We start from the raw sequence: 21,186 nt of genomic DNA, 5'->3' as shown, positions 1-21,186 counted from the left end.
CGCTTCCTGTAACTCAAACTTACCCTGTTACTGTTTGATAAATTGTGTGGTTCGTGAACCCAATTCACCCGTTATTTTCACAAAGTACATCCCGCTGTTCAGTTGGTTGACAGTGAAATCCATCCCATAGGTATTTCCAACATTTGAGGGCCATTCTGTCATCAATACTCTTCCGTTCAGATCCAGGATCTGAACCATTGCTTTAGCGCCAACATTTCCAACATACTCCACCCTGATCTTATCAGAAGAAGGATTGGGGGAAACAAGGAATTCATCAGCCATTTCATTTTCGGGAAGATCCAGCGTGTACCCTACGGTAAAATCATAGCGGTGGTACGAACCGAAATCTCCGGGGAATATTTCTACAATAGAACCACCAACTTCACGGACGCGGAAGGCCCCATTGGTTTCACCTTCTGTTTGAGCAGAATACCAGAAACTCAATCCGTCGTCATCCGAATCTTCAATAATAATCGCATAACATCCGGGAGCAAGGTTAAACGTATCCTTGTAGTCCGTGGAGCTTTGAAGTGTCTGACGTTCAAAAATCACGTTTCCGGCACCATCAACCAAGCGCCACTTATTTTCGTAAGCTTTGTTATTGGTAGTAAACCACGCATAGAAGGGGTTTTCAACCACTTCCGGGGCTGCATATCTCGTCTTGAACTGATTATTTTGAGCGTACTCATCAATTCCCGGTGCACCTCCAATCTCTGAAATCTCAGCATGGAATCCGTCTGTAGTTGCCGCGCCGAACCAGAACTGGTTATCCGTTATCGGTAATTCGACCACTTCTTTTTCCAGGAAGCCTAAGTTTCCGGTCCAGTTATAACTTGCATAGAAATTAGGTGTTACCCAATAACCTATTTTACATGAAGTTAAGGGTTGTTCACCGGTATTCTGGATCAATACACGCGGATTGGAACAGGTTGGGTTCCACTTGCTGTAGTACTCATAATTATTCGGATTCAGTACATCAACAATCGCCGCATCGTGCTGGAAATTAGGAGCAGAATAGGAAACCAGGTCAATGGCAGTAATGTAATCGCCCCCGGCTTGTCCCGCATCATTCACCGGCACATCACTGATATAGTAATCAACCGTTACCGTATCACCCGGAGAAACAAAAGGAGTTAATTCATGATCGTAGTCTTTCACCATGTCACCCGGGCACCATCCCTCGCGGGCGTAAGGCCATGTTCCACCCTGGGAAATATTCGGATTCTCACCACATTGGTCAGTTTGCCAAATATGCCAGTTAAAGCGCACAACGCCATCTACAAGCAAACGGTGTTCTTTATCTTCCCATTCGCAACAATATCCGGCTCCAAAATGTCCGTGACCGGTCATTCTCGTTTTGATTCTAAATGTTTCTGAAGTGTCGGACAGAATTACCTGCTTTGCCTGCAACACCACATCGTTGGCCATTTGGCCGTAGTTGTACCCACGCCAATTACTCCAAATCGGTTCCACGTTGTGCACGTCACGTGGAGGAATTCCTTCCAGGAAAGCAAATCGAAGATTGATGAGTTCCCGGTTGTCGTGCGCAGCCAAATCTACCAGGCCGTGGAGGTATTGCTGATAATCAGTTACATCATAAATCCAGGAAAATCCCTGCGGACCAAGATCAAACTGAATACCATAGGGAGTAATGTATCTTCCGATTTCAATTTCGTTCAGCAATTCAAATGGTGCACCGTAATAAGTGATCGTTTCATTAAGCAACGTGTCTTCGTTTACGCTGTTGCCTGAGGAAATAACAGTTGAATTCACCGCTAAGGTATCAATCGTTCCCTGGCTGTACGTCAGCATGTTATTCGTAATAACGAAGCTGTTATCCAAAGCTCCATACTCAAACACAACACTGGTTTCCGGATAAAGCGCAGCCAGTTCGGTTGTTGTGGTAGCCGCATTCATAGTTCCCTGCGCCAAACTTACTTTCGGAACATAATTCAGACTTCTCGTTCCGCTAACCGGGCTGTTGTTGTGCTGAACCATATTTGCAGTCAATGTTGCTCCAAGCCGGTTGTGACCTGAACGATCAATCATTGCCAACTGTCCGTCAAAATCATAGTATACTTCCAGATCAGCATAATCCGGATGTGTACCATTGGTTTTTTGATTTTTCCATGCTGCAATGGTTGTTGGGCTCAAAGCACTTGACCAAATTTTAAATTCATCGATAAATCCTTTCCATTTGCCCGTATAATCTTTATTTGCCCCAAGAATAAACCGCGTTACCTTTCCAACCGGGAAATTCAGGTTGCTACCCGAATGCCACAATGTTCCGTCCAGATAGATGAACATTTGCCCGGTTGAAGCTTTCTTCACAAAGGCCCAATGGTGCCAGGTATTGTCCAACACCGAGGCATTGGAAATTTTGGAAATCCGGTTATAGGAACTACCCAGACTTCCGGCATCCCAATAAATCACATTATCTGACCAGGGCATATGAATATTCAGAATCCGCTGATCCAGGGAATCCGCAGCTTCGAAAATACTTGTCGCGACTCCGGTATTTCCATTCCCTTTGGACCAAAATTCAATTGTTACATCCTGGCCCAGATCAACATTGCTCAGGTTTATCTCTGCGTAATTGGTTCCATCAGAAACGAAGGTCCCGTTGGAATTATCGTAACTTAAGGTATTCGCAGATGAATTAATTGTTGCTAATTCCAAGGCCGGAAGAGCAGTCCTGGCATCGTTGTAAGTGATTTCGATGACAATATTTGAAGTTCCGTCGTAATTAAACGGTGTGGAAAAATGAATTGCATTTGTTCCGGAAATCACATTGTTTAAGGACGCATTATAAACTGTCGTAAACCCGATGGTTTCCCAAGTTGTCAGGTTTGTTAGTGAAGTTGTCTTCATTTTAACCTGGAAGCCCTGCAGTGAAGCGAGTGAGTTCAGGAAATCAAGCTGCATAGCCTGAATGTCACCCGAGTTTACACCGGATCCTGCTAATTCAGAAGCGGAAACAATCCACTGCAACTTCCCTCCGTTATGTCCGTTTTGAACAAAAGCCATATTCGTTGCATTTGTTCCCGATACCGGGTAAAATGTAAGTGCATCCGGCGTTCGTTGAGAAATCGCACGTGTTTGCTGATCGTAAAAAGGAGTTGATGTGTACGGATAAGTTGCCGGAGAAGTGAGGTTTACCCTATAACGTTCGCCATCATACTGAGTTGAATCATAAACTCCGAGATGTTCAAAGATCCGGGCATTTGTCAGTGCATCCCATTCTCCGCAATCGTACTGATCCGCCGTTGTAAGCGGACTACACTTCAATTTGTAATACATCAATACTTTTTCAAAGCGTTGATTGTCTAAAGTTGCCGGGAATTGGAAACTTGCTCTGCGGGTAATGATCGAATCAAATGTAAATGTTTGTACCCACGTTGTGTCCTGGGCTAACAATTGAAATCCACACAGAAGGATAAAAAGTGATAGTAATATCTTTTTCATTTTCTTATTTTAATTGTGGCCCGAAAATAAAGCACCGCGGCTGTTCAGCGACACAAAATCAGAGGCCAACTGCCCCGATTAACGTTTTTAACGCTGTCCAGGATCAGGAGATCAGCATGGGGGAAGATCCTCAACTCCAATAAAGTTCTGATGTGGGAAAGATGTAAGTTTTTATTTTGCCTGTTGGATTTTATCCTCGTAAATTCATAATAAACTACCGACCGGATCATGTGAAACAAATGAGGGATGGGTAAACTAAGAAGAACATTAGGATTAACAGAGGTTATATTCTTTGGTACCGGATCCATTCTGGGAGCCGGAATCTATGCAATTGTCGGTAAAGTTGCCGGTTTCAGCGGAAATATGATCTGGCTTTCCTTTGCGATAGCTTCCCTTACCGCATTAATGAGTGCTTTTTCCTATGCCGAGCTAAGCAGCATGTTTCCCCGTTCGGGTGCAGAATATATTTACGTAAAAAATGCATTCAACAAGAAGATGGCCCTTGCAATCGCATTGATCATCTCAATCAACGGAATCGTGAGCGGGGCCACTGTTTCCATTGCATTTGCAGGTTATTTCTCCCAATTACTGGATATTAACCTATTCCTTGCGGCATTCGGGATCATTTGCTTTGTTTGGCTTGTTAATGTGGCCGGCATCAGGCAGTCTTCTGTCATCAATATTATCTTTACGGTGATCGAATTTTGCGGTTTGGCCCTGGTGATTTACGTAGCTGTCCCTTATTTGGGAAAAGTGAATTATTTGGAAATGCCACCCGGAGGATTCAACCATGTTTTACTAGGGGCAGCCCTCAGTTACTTTGCTTACATCGGTTTTGAAGAGATCGTAAAACTGAGTGAAGAAACAAAATCACCTGAAAAGAACATTCCCAAAGCACTCTTTTCAGCCAGCAGTATTGTAATGGTTGTTTACCTCATCGTAGCTGTTTGTGCAATCAGCGCAATTCCCTGGGATCAGCTGGGAAAAAGCAAGCATCCTCTATCAGATATTGTGAGCAACGATATGGGGAAAACAGGAGTAACAATCATTGCGGCGATTGCCTTGTTTTCGACCACGAATACCATATTGTCCAATATGATAGGAAGTTCGAGGGTATTGCTGCACGTAGGAGAAGAAAACAAAAAATGGAAATGGCTTTCAGTGGTATCCAGCAAGCGTAAAACCCCCGTGTTTGCCTTGATCCTCGTGGCCGGATTGATGATTGCCTTTGCCGCTATCGGAAAGCTGGAAACAGTGGCATTGATCGCCAACTTTTTCATTTTTATTACCTTCCTTTTTGTAAACATCTCCGTCATTGTATTGCGGGTAAAACAGCCGAATACAGCAAGACCTTATAAAGTACCGCTGGGTATTTACAAGATACCCATTCCATCTTTGCTGGGAGTGCTACTGACCTTGCTTCTGCTTGGATATGCAGTTTATGGGTTGTTTGTTTCGGGTGTGTGAGTTTGTAAAAACAAATGCAAATTATTATTCATGGAACGGATTAATTTCTGTCAGCACGAGCGGGACGCTCGCGCTAGCTTGGGCTACGTCTCAGGGCGGGGTATGTACGGGATATAGCGCTCTACCTACGCTATACCTACGCTCTATCCATGCTTGATCTATTTATATCCAACAAACAAAGACAGTTTATACCAATAAAGGAGAATAGTTAATCTTCCAAAACAATCAAAAGAATAGCTACCAGATTAGTACATAAACTTTTAGGTCTTCAATAAAATCATTTATTCACGCCAATTGATCGCTGAATATTGCCAAATAATCAATAACACTTCTGACTTGCGGAAAACCACAATCAGGAGTAAAATAATTCGCTCTATTTTTAATTCGAAAACCAGCCGGAAATTCCAGGCAGCTCATATTCATTGAATTAAAGCGTTAATCCGCTAAATATCTCTATTGGATTTGTAACTGATCAATCTGTTTTTTCTGCTATTTACTGAATGCTGAAATGAAAGATTCGAACGCTACATTCCTGAAAACCGATGGTGGAAAAACCAAATCAAATGCTATTGAAGTTCCTTCTATTACATTACCGAAAGGTGGAGGAGCAATCAAATCTATTGATGAGAAGTTTTCCGTGAATGCTGTTAACGGGACTTCTTCATTTTCCATTGATCTTCCTTTTTCCTCGATCAGGGGAGTATCTCCTTCGTTAACTCTTTCCTATAGCTCAGGTGGAGGTAATGGAATATTTGGTTTGGGTTGGGGTTTAAATTTAGAATCCATTAAACGCAAAACAGATCAAGGATTACCTCAATATCTTGATGGAATTGATTCGGATACTTTCTTATTTTCTGAATCCGAAGACTTGGTTCCTGAGTTTACAAAAAAACCCGATGGAAGCTTTCTGATAGGCCCTGATAATGATTATGTCATCAATGAGCGGGTTTCTGCAGATGCGTTGTTTACCATCAGAAACTACAAGCCACGTATCGAAGGATTATTTGCCCGCATCGAACGATGGACGGAAAAAGCAACAGGAATCATTAAGTGGCGTGTCATAACGAAAGAAAATATCACCACACTTTTTGGGTGGAGTGCCAATTCGGTCATTTCAAATCCCGAAGACCCAACTAAGATTTATGAATGGCTTCCGGAATTTGTTTTTGATGATAAAGGGAACTGTTCACAAACCATTTATAAAAAAGAAGATTCCACCGGTTTTGACGATTCATCCCTACATAACAGAAATCGGCTGAAAAACGGTTCAATTACCTACACCAATCTCTACCCCGACAAGGTACTATACGGAAATAAAACACCTTACAAAAAATTCGGAGATGCATTTCCTGCTGAAGCAGATTATTTATTTCAAACCGTATTTGATTACGGTACAACCGACTCCAATACCGAAGCATTTGACACACTGAATCCATGGGATTTCAGAACTGATGCTTTTTCAGACTATAAAGCAGGTTTTGAAATCAGGACCACAAGGCTATGCAAGCGGGTTCTACTCTTCCATATTTTTGAGGAACTGGCTTTAAAAGCCAATAAATCAGATAAAAAAACACTTATAAAATCTATAAACTTTGAATACGATTCAGCCACCGAGCAAGCTTTTACTTTTCTGACTAAAATCACTTCTTTCGGTTATATCAAAAAACCGGATGGAAGCTATTCGCACAAGCATTCCCCACCAATGGAGTTTGAATACCAAAAGCATCAGTGGAACAAGGAAGTGAAAACCATTTCTCCTGATGCATTGGTTCATGCACCGGCGGGTTTAGACGAACAGGACTACCAATTCACAGATTTATATAATGAAGGTTTATCCGGCATTTTAACAGAACAGGCAAACGGTTGGTATTATAAACACAACCTGGGAGACGGAAAATTTGAACAGGCAAAATTAGTTTCTCCCAAACCTTCATTTACGGGCTTGGGTAGGCAACTTCAACTCGCTGACCTGGATGGAGATGGTGGAAAGCAACTCGTTAGTTACGGAGCAGAACCACGGGGTTTCTTTGAACTGGATGATGACAATCAGTGGCAGGGCTTGCAGTCATTTAAAACTCTTCCCACTATTAATTTCAGTGACCCGAATACCCGTATGCTGGACCTGAATGGAGATGGTAAACCGGAGTTAGTCATTTCTGAAGAAAATGTTTTTACCTGGTATGAATCTGAAGGCAGAGATGGATTTTCTCCCGCAGAACAAACACTCAAATCGTTCGATGAAGAAACCGGTCCGCACATCATTTTTGCAGATGCCGAACAAACAATCTTTTTGGCCGACATGTCCGGTGACGGATTAACTGATATTTTACGAATCCGGAACGGTGAAGTATGTTATTGGCCGAACCTTGGATATGGAAAATTCGGGGCAAAAGTGGGATTTGACAATTCACCTGTTTTTGATCATCCCGATGCATTTGACCCATCCTATTTGCATTTGGCTGATATCGACGGATCAGGTACAGCCGATATTATCTATTTGGGGAAAAGCAAATTTACCTGCTGGAAAAATCTGAGTGGAAATCGCTTTGGTACTTCGCCATTTGAAATTGATTCTTTTCCTGAAATCCATTCTCAATCCAAAATAACGGTAACGGACTTATTGGGAAATGGTGTTGCCTGTATTGTATGGTCGAGTTCCTTATCAAAAGACGGTGATGTTCCGCTGAAATACATCGATCTGATGAACAGTCAGAAACCGCATATCCTGGTTTCTTATAAAAACAATCTGGGCAAAGAAGTTTCACTGGAATATACGCCTTCTACTAAATTTTACCTGGAAGATAAGCTGGCCGGAAAACCCTGGGTAACAAAACTGCATTTTCCAATTCATTGTGTTTCGAAAACCACCACAAAAGATAAAATTTCAGGACATAAGTTTACCAGTGAATACAGCTATCATCATGGATATTACGATCATGCGGAACGCGAATTCAGAGGTTTTGGTATGGTACAGCAAACAGACGCTGAAACGTTCGAACACTGGGTAAAGAGTGGTGCTGTAAATATTACCGATGAAACATTGCATCAAGAACCGATAATAACAAAAACCTGGAATCATACGGGCGCTTTTCTACGAAATGAAACGATCCTCAATCAATTTGCGAAAGATTATTGGCACGAAGAAATTCAGCGACAAGGATTCCCGGTAACACATCACGAAGTTACATTACCCGATGCAAGACTAATTACTGCTCCCGGAATTGATCCGATACTACTGGACAACCTTTCCATGCAGGAATGGCAGGAAGCTTACCGGTCTTGTAAGGGAATGGGATTACGTGTAGAAACATTTGCAAAAGATGCCGCTAAATTCGGAAACACGGATGCTGCCCGTAAAAAAGAACTCACACCTTTCTCTGTAGCAACTCATAATTGTGTGATTGAATTGCTGCAGCCCAAAGGCAAGAACAAGCATGCGGTTTTTATTGTGAAAGAAAGTGAATCCATTTCGTATAATTATGAACGAAATGCGGCAGATCCGCGCATTGCACATAGTTTTAATATCAAACTGGACGAATATGGCAATGTACTGGAATCGGCCTCTGTAGTGTATCCGAGATTAGTTGTTGATGCAGCACTTCCACCGGAAACACAAGCTGAACAGGGAAAAACAATTACTATTTATACCAGAAATCAGTTTACAAATGATGTGATTGGAAATGACGTTTACCGTTTGCGATTACCATCCGAAACCAAAAGCTATGAACTGAAAGGGGTTTCAAAAAGTAATGTTTATTACTCATTGAGTGATTTTGAGGACATACTTTCGGATGCCAATTCGGATACTGCTCTTTACCATGAGTTGGACAAGCCGTTAAACGGATCAACTCCACAAAAGCGATTAATAGAGCATGTCCGCTCAACCTATTACAGCAACAACCTACAAACAGGATTAGCTCCCAATCAGTTAGAATCACTGGCTCTTCCTTACGACAGTTACCAATTGGCATATACCAAAGAACTGTTGCATGCTATTTATTCCGAAAAAAAATCAGACAGTGAATTGGTTGATCTGATGAAAGAAGGTAAATACTTTTCAAGCGACGGGGATACAAACTGGTGGATCCCATCAGGCAAAATGAATTTTATTGATCCTGGGATTCCCTGGGCAGACTCGCTTATTAAAGCACAAAACCGGTTTTATACCCCGGTTTCATATACAGATCCTTATGGTGCAGTAACCAAGGTGAAATTTAATGGACCGGATTGTCTTTTCATTAAAGAAACCACAGATGCTTTAGGAAATAAATCCGGCGTCGACAGCTTTAATTTCCGAACACTTTCACCCAAAAAAATGAAAGATGTGAATGGCAACTTTTCAGAAGTCATCAGTGATGAATTAGGTTTAATAAAAGCAAGTGCATTACTGGGTAAAGGTGACCAGGCAGATGATTTGACAGGAATATCGGAAATAAGCGATCCGGCAGAAACTGCAGCTGTTCTTAGTTTTTTTCAAGCGGCTAATTCTGTTGATCTTACCACTATTGGAAAAAATTTATTGAACCATGCCACCACCCGTTTTGTGTATGATTTTGAAACCTATATGACAAATGGCAAACCGGTTGTGGTTGCGGCAATTGGCAGAGAAACACATTACCGGAAAACAGACGGGAACCTGAATCCTGAAAGTAAGATTCAGATAGCATTTGAATATTCGAGTGGTCTTGGGGAAGTAATCATGAAAAAAGTTCAAACTGAGCCAGGCCTTGCCAAACAAGTAATTGTCAATCCGGATAATACCCTGGATATAACCGAGATCAATACAGACACAACTGTTCCCAAGCAACTTCGCTGGATCGGAAATGGAAAAACGATCAAAAACAATAAGGGAAATCCTGTAAAACAATATGAACCGTATTTTTCAACTACCTGGAAATACGAAGATTATAAAGAATTGGTTGAAACAGGAGTAAGCCCGGTTATGTATTATGATGCAGCCGGTCGTTTGATCAAAACCGAACTACCGGACGGAACTTTTTCGAAAGTACTATTCGATTCGTGGAAACAAGAAATATACGATGCGAATGATACGGTATTGGAAAGTGACTGGTATATCACCAGAACAGCAGTCGGAGCTGATGCAAAAGAAAAAAAAGCTGCACTTAAGGCTGCTAAACATGCAAACACACCAAATACACTTCACTTTGACACATTAGGAAGACCTATTTTATCGGTAGACCACATCCGAAACATTCAAACCGAAACTGATGAATTTCAGCTTACACGCACAGATTTAGATGTTGAAGGAAATCTCAGGATAGTAACAGATGCCAGGAATAATGTGGTAATGCAGTACAAATACGGCATGCTGGGAAATTTGGCCTACCAACAGAGCATGGATGCCGGAAAACGTTGGTTATTAACCAATATATTAGGCAATCCACTATGCACCTGGGATGAAAGAGACCATGAGTTTCAATACTTCTATGATGTGGCGCACCGTCCGCTTTATAGTGTGGTGATCAATACTGTTGGAAAACCCGGAGATAGCCTGTTGAACAATATCTATGACCGGATTGTTTACGGCGAGAGTCTGTTGTTACCAAATAGGAGTAATGAAGGGCTTTTACAGGCTAAAAACATATTGGGACAGGTGATTCAGCATTACGATACAGCAGGATTAATGGATGTCTCTAATTATGATTTTAAAGGTCAACCACATTCCACTACCCGAAAATTGGCGAGCAATTACAAAGAAGTTGCCAATTGGACAGATGCCAAGCTTGCGAATCTAAATCTTGTTTTGGAACCCGGTACCGGATTTGTTTTTGAAACTGAGACAGATGCTTTGGGCAGGATAACCAGGCAAACCTCACCGGATGGAAGTGTCAGAACACCTTCCTACAATGAAGGAGGACTGCTGAACGGTGAAAGTATTTTACATCCTGGAGATGCGCTTACTTCCATTTATATCAAAAACATTGACTACAACGAAAAGGGACAACGTGAAAAAATCACTTATGGCAATGATGTAAGTACCCGGTTTCACTATGACAAAGAAACCTTCAGATTAAAAAGACTGGAAAGCAAACGTTTGAATAATGAAGTCCTTCAAAACCTGCATTACACCTTCGATGCTGTTGGAAATATTACAACGATAGAAGACAAAGCAATCCCAATAAGTTTCTTTGCCAACTCGGTAATTGAACCTGTTAGCGAATATACCTATGATGCTTTGTATCGTTTAGTAGAAGCAACAGGAAGAGAAAACAGCGCTGCACTCAATTTCGGTACCTGTGATAATTGGAACGACAAGCCTTTTATGCATGCTGTGAACTCGGGAGATTCCATGGCAGTCCGCAATTATACCCAGCGTTACCAATACGATGAAGTAGGAAACATCCGGGAGATGAAACACCTTGCAGTTGGTGGTAACTGGACAAGAGGCTATGATTACGAAACAGTAAATAACCGCTTGAAAAGCACACAAATCGGTGACAACGGCAATCCTGCCAATTACACGAAGTACAAGCACCACGCAGCACATGGTTTCCTGGAAGAGCTGCCCCATTTGGAGCAGATCAGCTGGAATTTCAAGGAAGAAGTAGTCTTAACTTCCAGGCAACAATGTACCGAAGACAATATTCCTGTCATTACTTATTACCAATACGACGGAAGCGGACAGCGGATTCGAAAAATAACCGAAAATCAGGCAGTAAATAACCAAGCGCCTACCAAAAAGGAAGAGCGTATCTATGTTGCAGGTTACGAATGGTATAAAAAACACACCGGAACCAATGCAGGATTGGAAAGAGTAAGTCTGAGTCTGGTAGACGAAGGACATCGTTTTGTGATGGTAGAAACCCGCAACGGGGTTAATGACGGCACAGAAAAACAGTTGGTGCGTTACCAATTACACAACCATCTGGGTTCTGCATCATTGGAACTGGATGGATCACCAAATGCGAAACTGATTTCATACGAAGAATACCATCCTTTCGGTACAACTGCTTACCAGGCAATCAATGCTGCTATCAAATCTTCCGCAAAACGCTATCGGTATACCGGCATGGAGCGCGATGAAGAAACCGGATTGGAATACCACAGTGCCCGGTATTATTTGCCGTGGCTTGGCAGGTGGCTGAGTAGTGATCCGATCGGAATTGGAGATGGAGTGAATCTTTACGCGTATGCAAGGAATAACCCAATTAATTTATTGGATAAAACCGGACATCTTTCAAAAGAGAATAAGCAATTTATAACGGATGCGAAAAAGCATCTTACAGATAGAAAAAAGAGCCTCAATGATAGTATAGCAGATAAAGAAAAGAAAATTGAAGATCGGTTTGCAAAAGATGATTCCTATATGAAAACCATCTACGGTAAGCAATATGATAAGTTAAGCGAAGCCGATAAAAAAAAGAGAACGAGAGCTGCTTATATAAGTGATCAGATTTATTCTAAGTTATATGATGCAAGGAAGGAAGCCGGGATTTTTAAGCTTAAAACTCAACTTGGTAAAATTGAAGACTTACTTAATTTTTATTCTACACATAAATTTACAGATGACTCGTTGTTATTGGCAAACGTAGTTGTTAATGAGGCCCCAAATCAAAGTGATGCGGCCAAAAAAGGAGTTGCATATGCCTGGATGAATAGAAATGGTGGGACGTTGGTTGTACCAAAAGGGGCAGATATATCGCACTATATAGGCGTTGAGAAGAGACTTGCCGATCTTTCAACCCGAGCTGAGAAAGCAGAAAAAATCGCTGCAAATAAAAAAGCCGCAGGATTAAATGCCAAGGATTTATTCTTAAGAAATTTTAAAGATAGTGTTATTGCTGCTGACGCAAGACTCGCAGATGCAACACCCGATGTGAATGATCCGACACAGGGTGCGACGCATTGGGTGAGTCCACAAAACCTGGATAAAAACAAACCGCCAGGTAACTATTACTTAAGGGAATTTGAAGGCTTGAAGGTTTATTTTCCAACTTGGGCCAGAAGCGAAAAATGGATGGCAGATAACCCCGAAGAAGCGAAGAAAATAGCCAACCCTTCCAAATACCAGGAGTTCGGAATACCAGGAGTTCCACAAAAACAATTCCTTTTTTATAAAGGAGTAAAATAAGTATGAGTAATCATCATCCAAAAAAAATATAACGATTATGAAAAAGCACACTATTCACGGTAGGTTAATTAATAATGCTAAAAAACCATTGAGCGACTTACGCATCGAAGCATGGGACAAAGATTTATTCTTTGATGATTTTATTGCTGAAACAATCAGCAATAAAGACGGATCTTTTCAACTAAGCTTTACCCAAGCACGGTTCAAAGAGTTGTTTTTTGACCGGAAGCCGGATCTTTATTTCAAGATCTTTGCAGAAGGCAACCTGGTTTACAGCACAGAGAATACCGTGTTGTGGAATTTAGATAGGGCAAATGAGGAGGTAATCATTACGATTGACCGGGATGTGGATTCAACGGATGAAGATGACACAGATACCACTTCACCTGATCCGATTAGCGAGGAAAATCTCCGGAAACTCCGTTCCTTGTCCAGTTTGGATAGCTTAAAAAGGGGGATTAAGGATCCGGAATTGGATCATTTTTTCACGACATCCAATGATCAAAAAGCACAGTTAATTGCACAATGGCAGGATCAGAAAAAGCTGAGTGGATCGGATGCTTTGACGTTAAATAACACAGTAGATTTATTAAGAGCTACACAAAGCAATGCCGGGGTGCTGATAGCTTTTTCAAAGAAAGGGATTCATAAAACCGAAGATCTGATCCAACACAATAGCGATTCACTGACACGGATTCTTCAGAAAGAGAAAATAAGCCTTCCTGATTCGCAAAGTATTGAGTCCTATGTGGACGATGTTTTGTCTATGGTAGAAGCTGAGAACCCTTCTGCATTCTTTATGCACCGGATTCTGGAAAAACCAGAGTGGTTAGCGCTTGATGCATCTCTAAAACCTTCACCCAGCAAGCAATTTCGTGCCTTTTATTCAAGCAATAAAACCTTTGATTTAAAAAACGAACCGATTATCTCACTGGAAACAGGCGACCTGAATGAAAAAATTGAAGGAATTTCCCGTCCTACTCCGGAGTTGATCCGGGAATTGTCATTGGCACAGCAATCGCTGCAATTAAGCAATGACAGCAACATGGCGGCTCTATTATTCAAAAAAGAAGTCAACGTCAAAAAAGCTGTTAATACATCCCACCAATCACTTATGCGCGAGTTAGGGATCGATGAAGCGGATGCAATGGAAATCAAGCACAAAGCTCAATACCACCACGAAGCAGCAGTAAACGGTTATTTTGCTTACCGTGAAATTATTTCTAACCCGTATTTGAATAAAACGCTCTCAAATCTAACTCCGGCTAAAGATGAGATTTTAAAAGGCCTGGGTAAAGTCTCCAATTGGGATCATGTAAAAGAATTGAACGGATTAAAAGACATTGACAGTATAGAGGACTTATTTGGATCCCAAAACTATTGTGAATGCGAAAGTTGCAAATCGGTACTTAGTCCGGCGGCCTATTTTGTGGATTTAATGCGGTTTACGGAGAAACGTGTTTTGGTTCACAAACCAGGCGGAGTGGATGTAAAAATCCTGGAAGATACTCATCCGATCCATTTGAAGGTCAGAAGACCCGATTTATGGAAATTGCCACTAACATGCGACAATACAAACAAGCGAATTCCATATGTGGAAATCATCAATCAAGTGCTTATTACATTTATAAACAAGCAGTTGGGGAATAGTAAATCAATTGTTGAACGGCTTAGCCAGGAAAAACCATCACTGGAATTTTCACTGCCCTACAATCAATACTTAGATGAAGTTCGTGTCTGGCTTTCCTATTTCAATTTAACGAGACTGGAAGTCTTAGAGTATCTGTATCCATCACCCAATGCAAGTGAAAAACTGGTAATGGCTATTGAAAGTTTAAATCTTTCTAAGGAACAATACGATTTAATAATAAATCAAAACCTGGCAGCAGCAGTAGATACGGACGTATTGGACTTTCGTCGAAAAAGCGGCTTAAGTTCCGAAGAAACGGAACAAGTGGTCAACATGAAATTCTGGGAAGGGAAATTATCCATTGTTCAGGTAAAAGATGCAGGAGATATTCAGAAATATCACATCAATTTTAGTAGTGCGCTTCCAAAATGGAAAGGTACTCTTCACCGATTAATCCGACTTTGGGACTTATCGGGATGGACGCTGAAAGAACTGGACTTCATTTTCCAGGCATTAGACATCCAGCACAATAATCTTAACTCCGCCGCAATCTTAAAACTGGCATCATTCAGAAAAATTCAACAGCTCTTAAAATTAGATGTTCCTGTTTTAATGGGAATCCTGAAAGGACTTGCGGAAACGAATGATGATGCTTCAATCATCACATGGAAACAATTGCTGCCAGCTGATTGGATCACAAACGAAGAGGCTAAGCTGGAAGATTTAGTGGCAAATACCGACGATGACTCCTTCAATTTATTGATGCGATTGCAAGGTGCTTTTGGTGTCAATTCTGCCGATATGCTGGCATGTCTCGTATTATTAAAAGATACTATCGGTACTCCGATAGCTCCCAATGGACCAATCAAAATTGTGTTTAACACCGATACTCTCAATCTGATTTACCGATATATTCAGCTTTACAAGTGGACAGGACTCGGATCCGTTGAAACGTTTGTGAATTTACTGGAAGTATGGGGCAAGGGTACGGTGAAGTATTTTACAAATGTAAATGAGGATATCCCTGATTTTGTAAGGTTTCTGAATACGTTCAGTAAAAATCAAATCAGCATGGAAGATCTGATCTATCTTTTTGGAGAAGAACTAAAAACCGCCGTGCTTATTGAAGAAGATAAAACAGCATTAACAAGCGCTGACGTTAAAGAATTGCTTGCAAGTGATGCTTTTGCAACAGGAAACAAATTCCAATTGTTGTTTAATAAGTGGATGGAAACAGAACCTGCCGTTTTGGGGTACTACAGACATTTTATTGAAGTTTCGGATGCTGATTTGGATAATTTATTTACTGATTTAGGCGGAGTAACGAGTGATGCTACCTATATCGCGTTTTCAAACATAAAGAAACGACTTGAAAGACTTCAGTTTTTAGCAGAAAAGTTCAAAATCAAAGCAGATGACCTGAAAGTAATCGCAGTAGAAGTACAAGATTGCATTTATCCCAAATTCGGGTTCACCGTTTGGCAAGATATGGAATGGGTGAAAGAGTTTGCTTATTTGGGGACTTGGATAAATGAAACGGAAACGTTGAGAAATTTCGATCTCTGGCTTACTTTGAGAAGTATTGAAAAAGAAAACCTATTACCTCTTGCCGTTCAAAAAGCGATTGCCAAATGGAAAAAAATTGATATCGCCCAGGTTACAACCAATCTTGTAAAAACAAGTTCAATAACGGTAATTAAAAATATTTGGGATCGTTTCGACTGGGCAAAAAAATTGAATGTTAGCAGTGATCTGATCGATAAACTTAAAACAACGAATGTACTGGCAGAACTGGGAACTCAAAGCCAAATGCTTCAGAACGCAATTCGATCCAAATTCAGCACAAATGAAGCCTGGGAATCCGCAATACAGGACTTTAAAAACAAATTGAGCAGCAATAAACGCGATGCACTTTGCAATTACGTCATTTTCAATGCTGATATACGGGCTAAAGGTTTCGGATTTGATGACAGAGAAGATCTTTATCGATATTTCCTATTGGATGTAAGCATGGGAGACTGCTTTACACTCCCACGTATCGTAGCAGCAACCAACAGTTTACAAACCTATATCAACAGATGTTTGTTGGGATTTGAGCAATCGAAAGATGAAAAAGTGATCGTTTCATTGGATGTTGATGAAAAACAAGAATGGGAATGGCGCAAAAATTACCGGGTTTGGGAAGCAAATCGTAAAATATTCCTATTTCCGGAAAATTATGTGGCCCCTGAGATCAGAGACAATAAAAGTCCCGAATTTAAAGAGTTGGAAGACGAGTTACTTCAGCAAAAATTAAACCCCGAAGTCGTTGAAAATGCATACAAAAAGTATATTCAACAGATCATGACTTTAGCGGAATTAAAAATCGCCGGGGCTTATCATGATACGGAAAATAAGCGCATCTATCTTTTCGGTAAAACCAATAAACAACCGGTAGAATATTACTACAGGCACGTTGAATTTTTAAAAAACGGTGGAATACTTTGGTCTAATTGGGAGAAAATGAACGTTGCAATTCCGGCAGAAGATGTATCAGCTATTCGTTACAATGGTAAATTGTATGTTTTCTGGACCAGTTTTCAGCGAAAAGACATTTCTAATGTGACTCAAGGAACACAAAGCATCAAAATGCATACTTATGATGTATATGCCAACTATTCTTTTTTACAGGTTGATAATAAGTGGTGTGCCCCGCAAAAGATAGAACTGGATTATCGAAAAAGCAGCCCCTTTGATCCTTTTTTAAGACTTGAAAAATATAAGAATCAGGTAACTTCCGGTAATACCCCATCATTTAAACCCGGTGCAGAAGAAATACGGGAAAACGTATTAAAAGAATTTGAGCGGACGGTTTACCGTAAGCCCTACCCATCAAAAACACCAGATCGCAATTTATTGAGGCTCGATTATATATGGACTGATAAAAAGAACGCGCTTCAACCGGTATATAAAAATACACGTGCAGTATTTGATGGCTTTACAAAAAATGTCAAAATAAAAATAGACATGCCTATAATCGGTACTATGACCTTCGAGATCGAATTTGCATTTAATCGCTTTGATCAGATTGTCAATGTAGCAAGCAGTTCGAATCAAGATTCACCACCTTCACCGATAACCATTCCGTCGAAAACTTTTACGGTGAAGCTGGGAGATGATAAATTGGATTTTATTTTTTCATTTAATGCGGCAGGATCACAATACACCTTAAAAACAGGTAATTCAGCAGGGAACAAACTTATGTTCTTTAAAGACCCGAACAAGGAAATAGGCAATGGCAGTGTAGATTTGATTCATCAAATTGATTATGTGCCAGTTAATTCATTAGAGTATCGGAAAAACTTCATCAAATTAGCTGATCAAAAAAAAGTACCCTCTGTGTTGCCTACACCCAGTCAATTTGTGTCTCTGAAACAAGAGTACAATACCTATTATGACTCGTTTGCTAATTTTTATGTTACGAATGGAGCCAATAATTACGCAGATGGGGTGAATGATTATATGATCCGGCAGAATGATATGGTAGCGATTCTTACTACTCCTACTCTTCCCGACAGCAATAATGGACATAAACTGAACCCGGAATACATTCAATTACTGTGGGATAAAGTATCTCTTAGTATGGATGATTTATTGGATTACAATACGCAACGGCAGGTTTCAACACAAATTGACTATAGTAAAAGTTTTGGAAATTACTTTTTTGAACTCTTTTTCCATATCCCGATGCGAATTGCAGATCATTTAAATGCTGCCGGAAAATACCGTGAAGCAAATCAATGGTACAGCTACATTTATAATCCGACGGCAATTAAAGAAAAGTTCGAACAATTAGTATTCCCGCATGATGTCAACTGGAGGTTTGCAGCCTTTAGAAATATTGGAATTAAAAAACTAAAGGAAATCTACAGTGATCCCAACACCATTGAAATGTATCAACGAAATCCAGGTAATCCACATGCAATTGCCCGTCTTCGAATTGGTGCATATCAAAAAAATGTGGTCATGAAATACCTGGATAATCTAATGGATTGGGGAGATTATCTGTTTGAACAATACACTCCTGAAAGTACGAGTGAAGCAAGGCATTTATACGATATCGTAAAAACGATTTTAGGTGATAAACCCGAAAAAACGGGACAATGCAAAGAAACACCTACCTTGTCATACGAAGATATTAACGTAACGAAAAATTCGGAGTTCATTTACAATCTTTTTGGACCTGTAAATAAGGGTCCTCAGGGAAAAGTAGCTGCACCACAGAAAGCTGCTAAGAAAGGCGGACCGACAGTTATATCGTCCAAAGGAATACAAAACAGTACTCCGTTTGCAAAAGTTCGCAGTTCAAAAGATCCGATTAAGAACTCCTATGTACAGGATAAAAAACAGGGAAGGCCCACAAAACCTCAAAATTATTTCGACATTGATTCTGATTTGATTTTCTGTTTTCCGCACAACAAAGATTTCATAGCTTATTGGGATCGGGTAAATGATCGCATCTATAAATTGAATAATTGCATGGATCTGAACGGCGTGAAAAAATTAATGCCGGCCTTTGCTCCTGAAATCGATCCGGCATTGCTTGCACGCATGGTGGCTGCAGGAATGTCCTTCGATGAAATAGCGGCAGCGATTGGCGGACAATTACCCAACCATCGTTTTGTTTACTTAATCGAAAAAGCCAAACAATTTTGCGGTGTAGTACAAAACTTCGGAGGTGCATTGTTTAGTGCCATAGAAAAAAGAGATGTGGAAGAATTAACCCTACTTCGAACAAGACACGAGCAAAACATCCTGACTTTAACCACCAAAAACAAGAAGCGGCAAATTGATCAGGCAAAAACAAATCATGAGAATTTAGTAAAAAGCAAGGCCAATATTGAGAATCGAAAAGCCCATTATGAAGGACTTATCGAAGAAGGACTTATTGAATGGGAAAATGTGGAACAAATTGCGAAATGGACTGCAGGATCCATCAGAACAGCAGAAGGAGTCCTTCAGTTTTTATCTGGCGGTTTAGCCCTCATTCCACAAGTTGGAAGCCCTTTTGCGATGAAATATGGTGGAGCTGAACTTGGTTCCAGTGCTAATAATTTTGCTTCTGCCCTAGACGCCACAGCTAAAATAGCGGATAATGTGGCAATCCTTGCCGGGTTGGAAGGTTCACATCAACGACGCGAAGAAGATTGGAAATTCCAGCTTTCGACTGCCACTCATGACCTTTTGGCAATGGCGGAACAATTAAGATCTTCCGAAATAGCAGTGGCTATGGCAGAGTTTGATTTGGAGCTGCATGAGACAAACATTGATCAATACAAGGAATTGTATGAATTTTATACCACTAAATTCTCCGATTATAAACATTATACCTTCCAGGTACAGCAGTTGCAAAAACTGTATCGAATGGCGTTTAATCTGGCTTATGATTTTTCCATGCAGGCACAAAAAGCATTTGAATTTGAGCGTTTTGGAACTGAGATTACAAGTAATTTCATTCAATCTGATAATTGGATGAATGATAAAAACGGTCTGTTGGCAGGTGAACGATTAATGCTTCAGCTGTTGCAGCTCGAAAAAGAGTTTATCGACACGGACAAGCGAACAATGGAAATCACGCAGCATTTCAGCATGCTTCAAATTGCGCCTGATAAATTGTATGAATTAAAAGAAACCGGTGAATGTATTGATTTCTCTATTCCGGAAGCTGTCTTTGACTTAACCTATCCAGGATATTTCAGACGCATTATAAAATCTGTCCGGGTGACGATTCCATGCATTGCCGGACCCTACACAAATATCGGAGCAACATTAGCATTAGGAACCAATAAAATCAGAAATGATAAAGACAGCGCACTGGTTGATTTTGCATTTAATGGTTGTGAAATGATTGCTACAAGTAATGCTCAGAATGATGGCGGTCAATTTGAACTCAATTTCCGGGACGAGCGCTATTTGCCTTTTGAAGGAGCAGGAGCCGTCAGCAGTTGGACCTTATCATTACCAAAGGCGAAACGGGCATTTGATTATACGACTATTTCGGATGTCATCATTCAGATCAGTTATACAGCCGATTATGACGGCGTTTTTAAAGATACCGTAGAAACCAGTTTGATTGCGGCACTAAACGCGATAAATGGCAAGGGATTGATCCGGGTATTCAGTCTTCGCCATGATTTCCCGAATAAATGGAACCTGCTGACATTGCCCGCTAATAATACCGATCATATTTTAGAATTAAAAGCAGAGCATTTCCCCTATTTTACAAGCATGACCGAAATTGAAAGCATCGAACCGAAATGCTATACCATTGACTCTTCGAATAAGCTAGAGTTCATGCCGGATAATGAAGGAATCACGAAGGAAAATAAAATGAAGATAAAGGTTCCAAAGACTGCCGGCAAAAAAGGATATAAAGATGTGATTTTCTTTGTGAAATATAAAGCGAAGTAATCAGATTTGAAATCTGTCAGAACAATTTGAGGTATTAAGAGAAAAGAGTCATCAGAAATGGTGGCTCTTTGTTCCGGAATCC

At 40.6% G+C, this 21,186-nt stretch carries 4 protein-coding genes; 3 read left to right on the top strand and 1 reads right to left on the bottom strand.

Features of this window, described 5'->3' with window-relative positions:
- Positions 1-27: 27 nt before the first annotated feature.
- Positions 28-3,465 (bottom strand): LamG-like jellyroll fold domain-containing protein, encoded by a 3,438-nt coding sequence (locus K0S23_RS13090; RefSeq protein ID WP_300358095.1) that lies wholly within the window; start codon positions 3,463-3,465, stop codon positions 28-30.
- Positions 3,466-3,711: 246 nt separating this feature from the next.
- Here K0S23_RS13090 and K0S23_RS13085 point away from each other — a divergent pair, with 246 nt between their 5' ends.
- From K0S23_RS13085 to K0S23_RS13075, 3 genes are all read left to right on the top strand, one after another.
- Positions 3,712-4,932 carry an amino acid permease gene (locus tag K0S23_RS13085; RefSeq protein ID WP_300358092.1) on the top strand — a complete coding sequence of 407 codons (1,221 nt, stop codon included), beginning with the start codon at positions 3,712-3,714 and terminating at the stop codon, positions 4,930-4,932.
- A gap of 508 nt (positions 4,933-5,440) precedes the next feature.
- Positions 5,441-13,024 carry a SpvB/TcaC N-terminal domain-containing protein gene (locus K0S23_RS13080; RefSeq protein WP_300358089.1) on the top strand — a complete coding sequence of 2,528 codons (7,584 nt, stop codon included), beginning with the start codon at positions 5,441-5,443 and terminating at the stop codon, positions 13,022-13,024.
- Between the two features lie 37 nt (positions 13,025-13,061).
- Positions 13,062-21,104 carry a neuraminidase-like domain-containing protein gene (locus K0S23_RS13075; RefSeq protein ID WP_300358087.1) on the top strand — a complete coding sequence of 2,681 codons (8,043 nt, stop codon included), beginning with the start codon at positions 13,062-13,064 and terminating at the stop codon, positions 21,102-21,104.
- Positions 21,105-21,186: the final 82 nt, after the last annotated feature.

It is taken from the genome of Fluviicola sp. (assembly GCF_029266855.1).
GTDB lineage: Bacteria > Bacteroidota > Bacteroidia > Flavobacteriales_D > Crocinitomicaceae > Fluviicola.
This window is presented reverse-complemented; position numbering and strand designations above follow the sequence as displayed.

Excerpts from the sequence above, each read along its gene's own strand:
- K0S23_RS13075 (WP_300358087.1), top strand. The coding sequence starts at position 13,062 with ATGAAAAAGCACACTATTCACGGTAGGTTAATTAATAATGCTAAAAAA.
- K0S23_RS13090 (WP_300358095.1), bottom strand. The coding sequence starts at position 3,465 with ATGAAAAAGATATTACTATCACTTTTTATCCTTCTGTGTGGATTTCAA.
- K0S23_RS13080 (WP_300358089.1), top strand. The coding sequence starts at position 5,441 with ATGAAAGATTCGAACGCTACATTCCTGAAAACCGATGGTGGAAAAACC.
- K0S23_RS13085 (WP_300358092.1), top strand. The coding sequence starts at position 3,712 with ATGGGTAAACTAAGAAGAACATTAGGATTAACAGAGGTTATATTCTTT.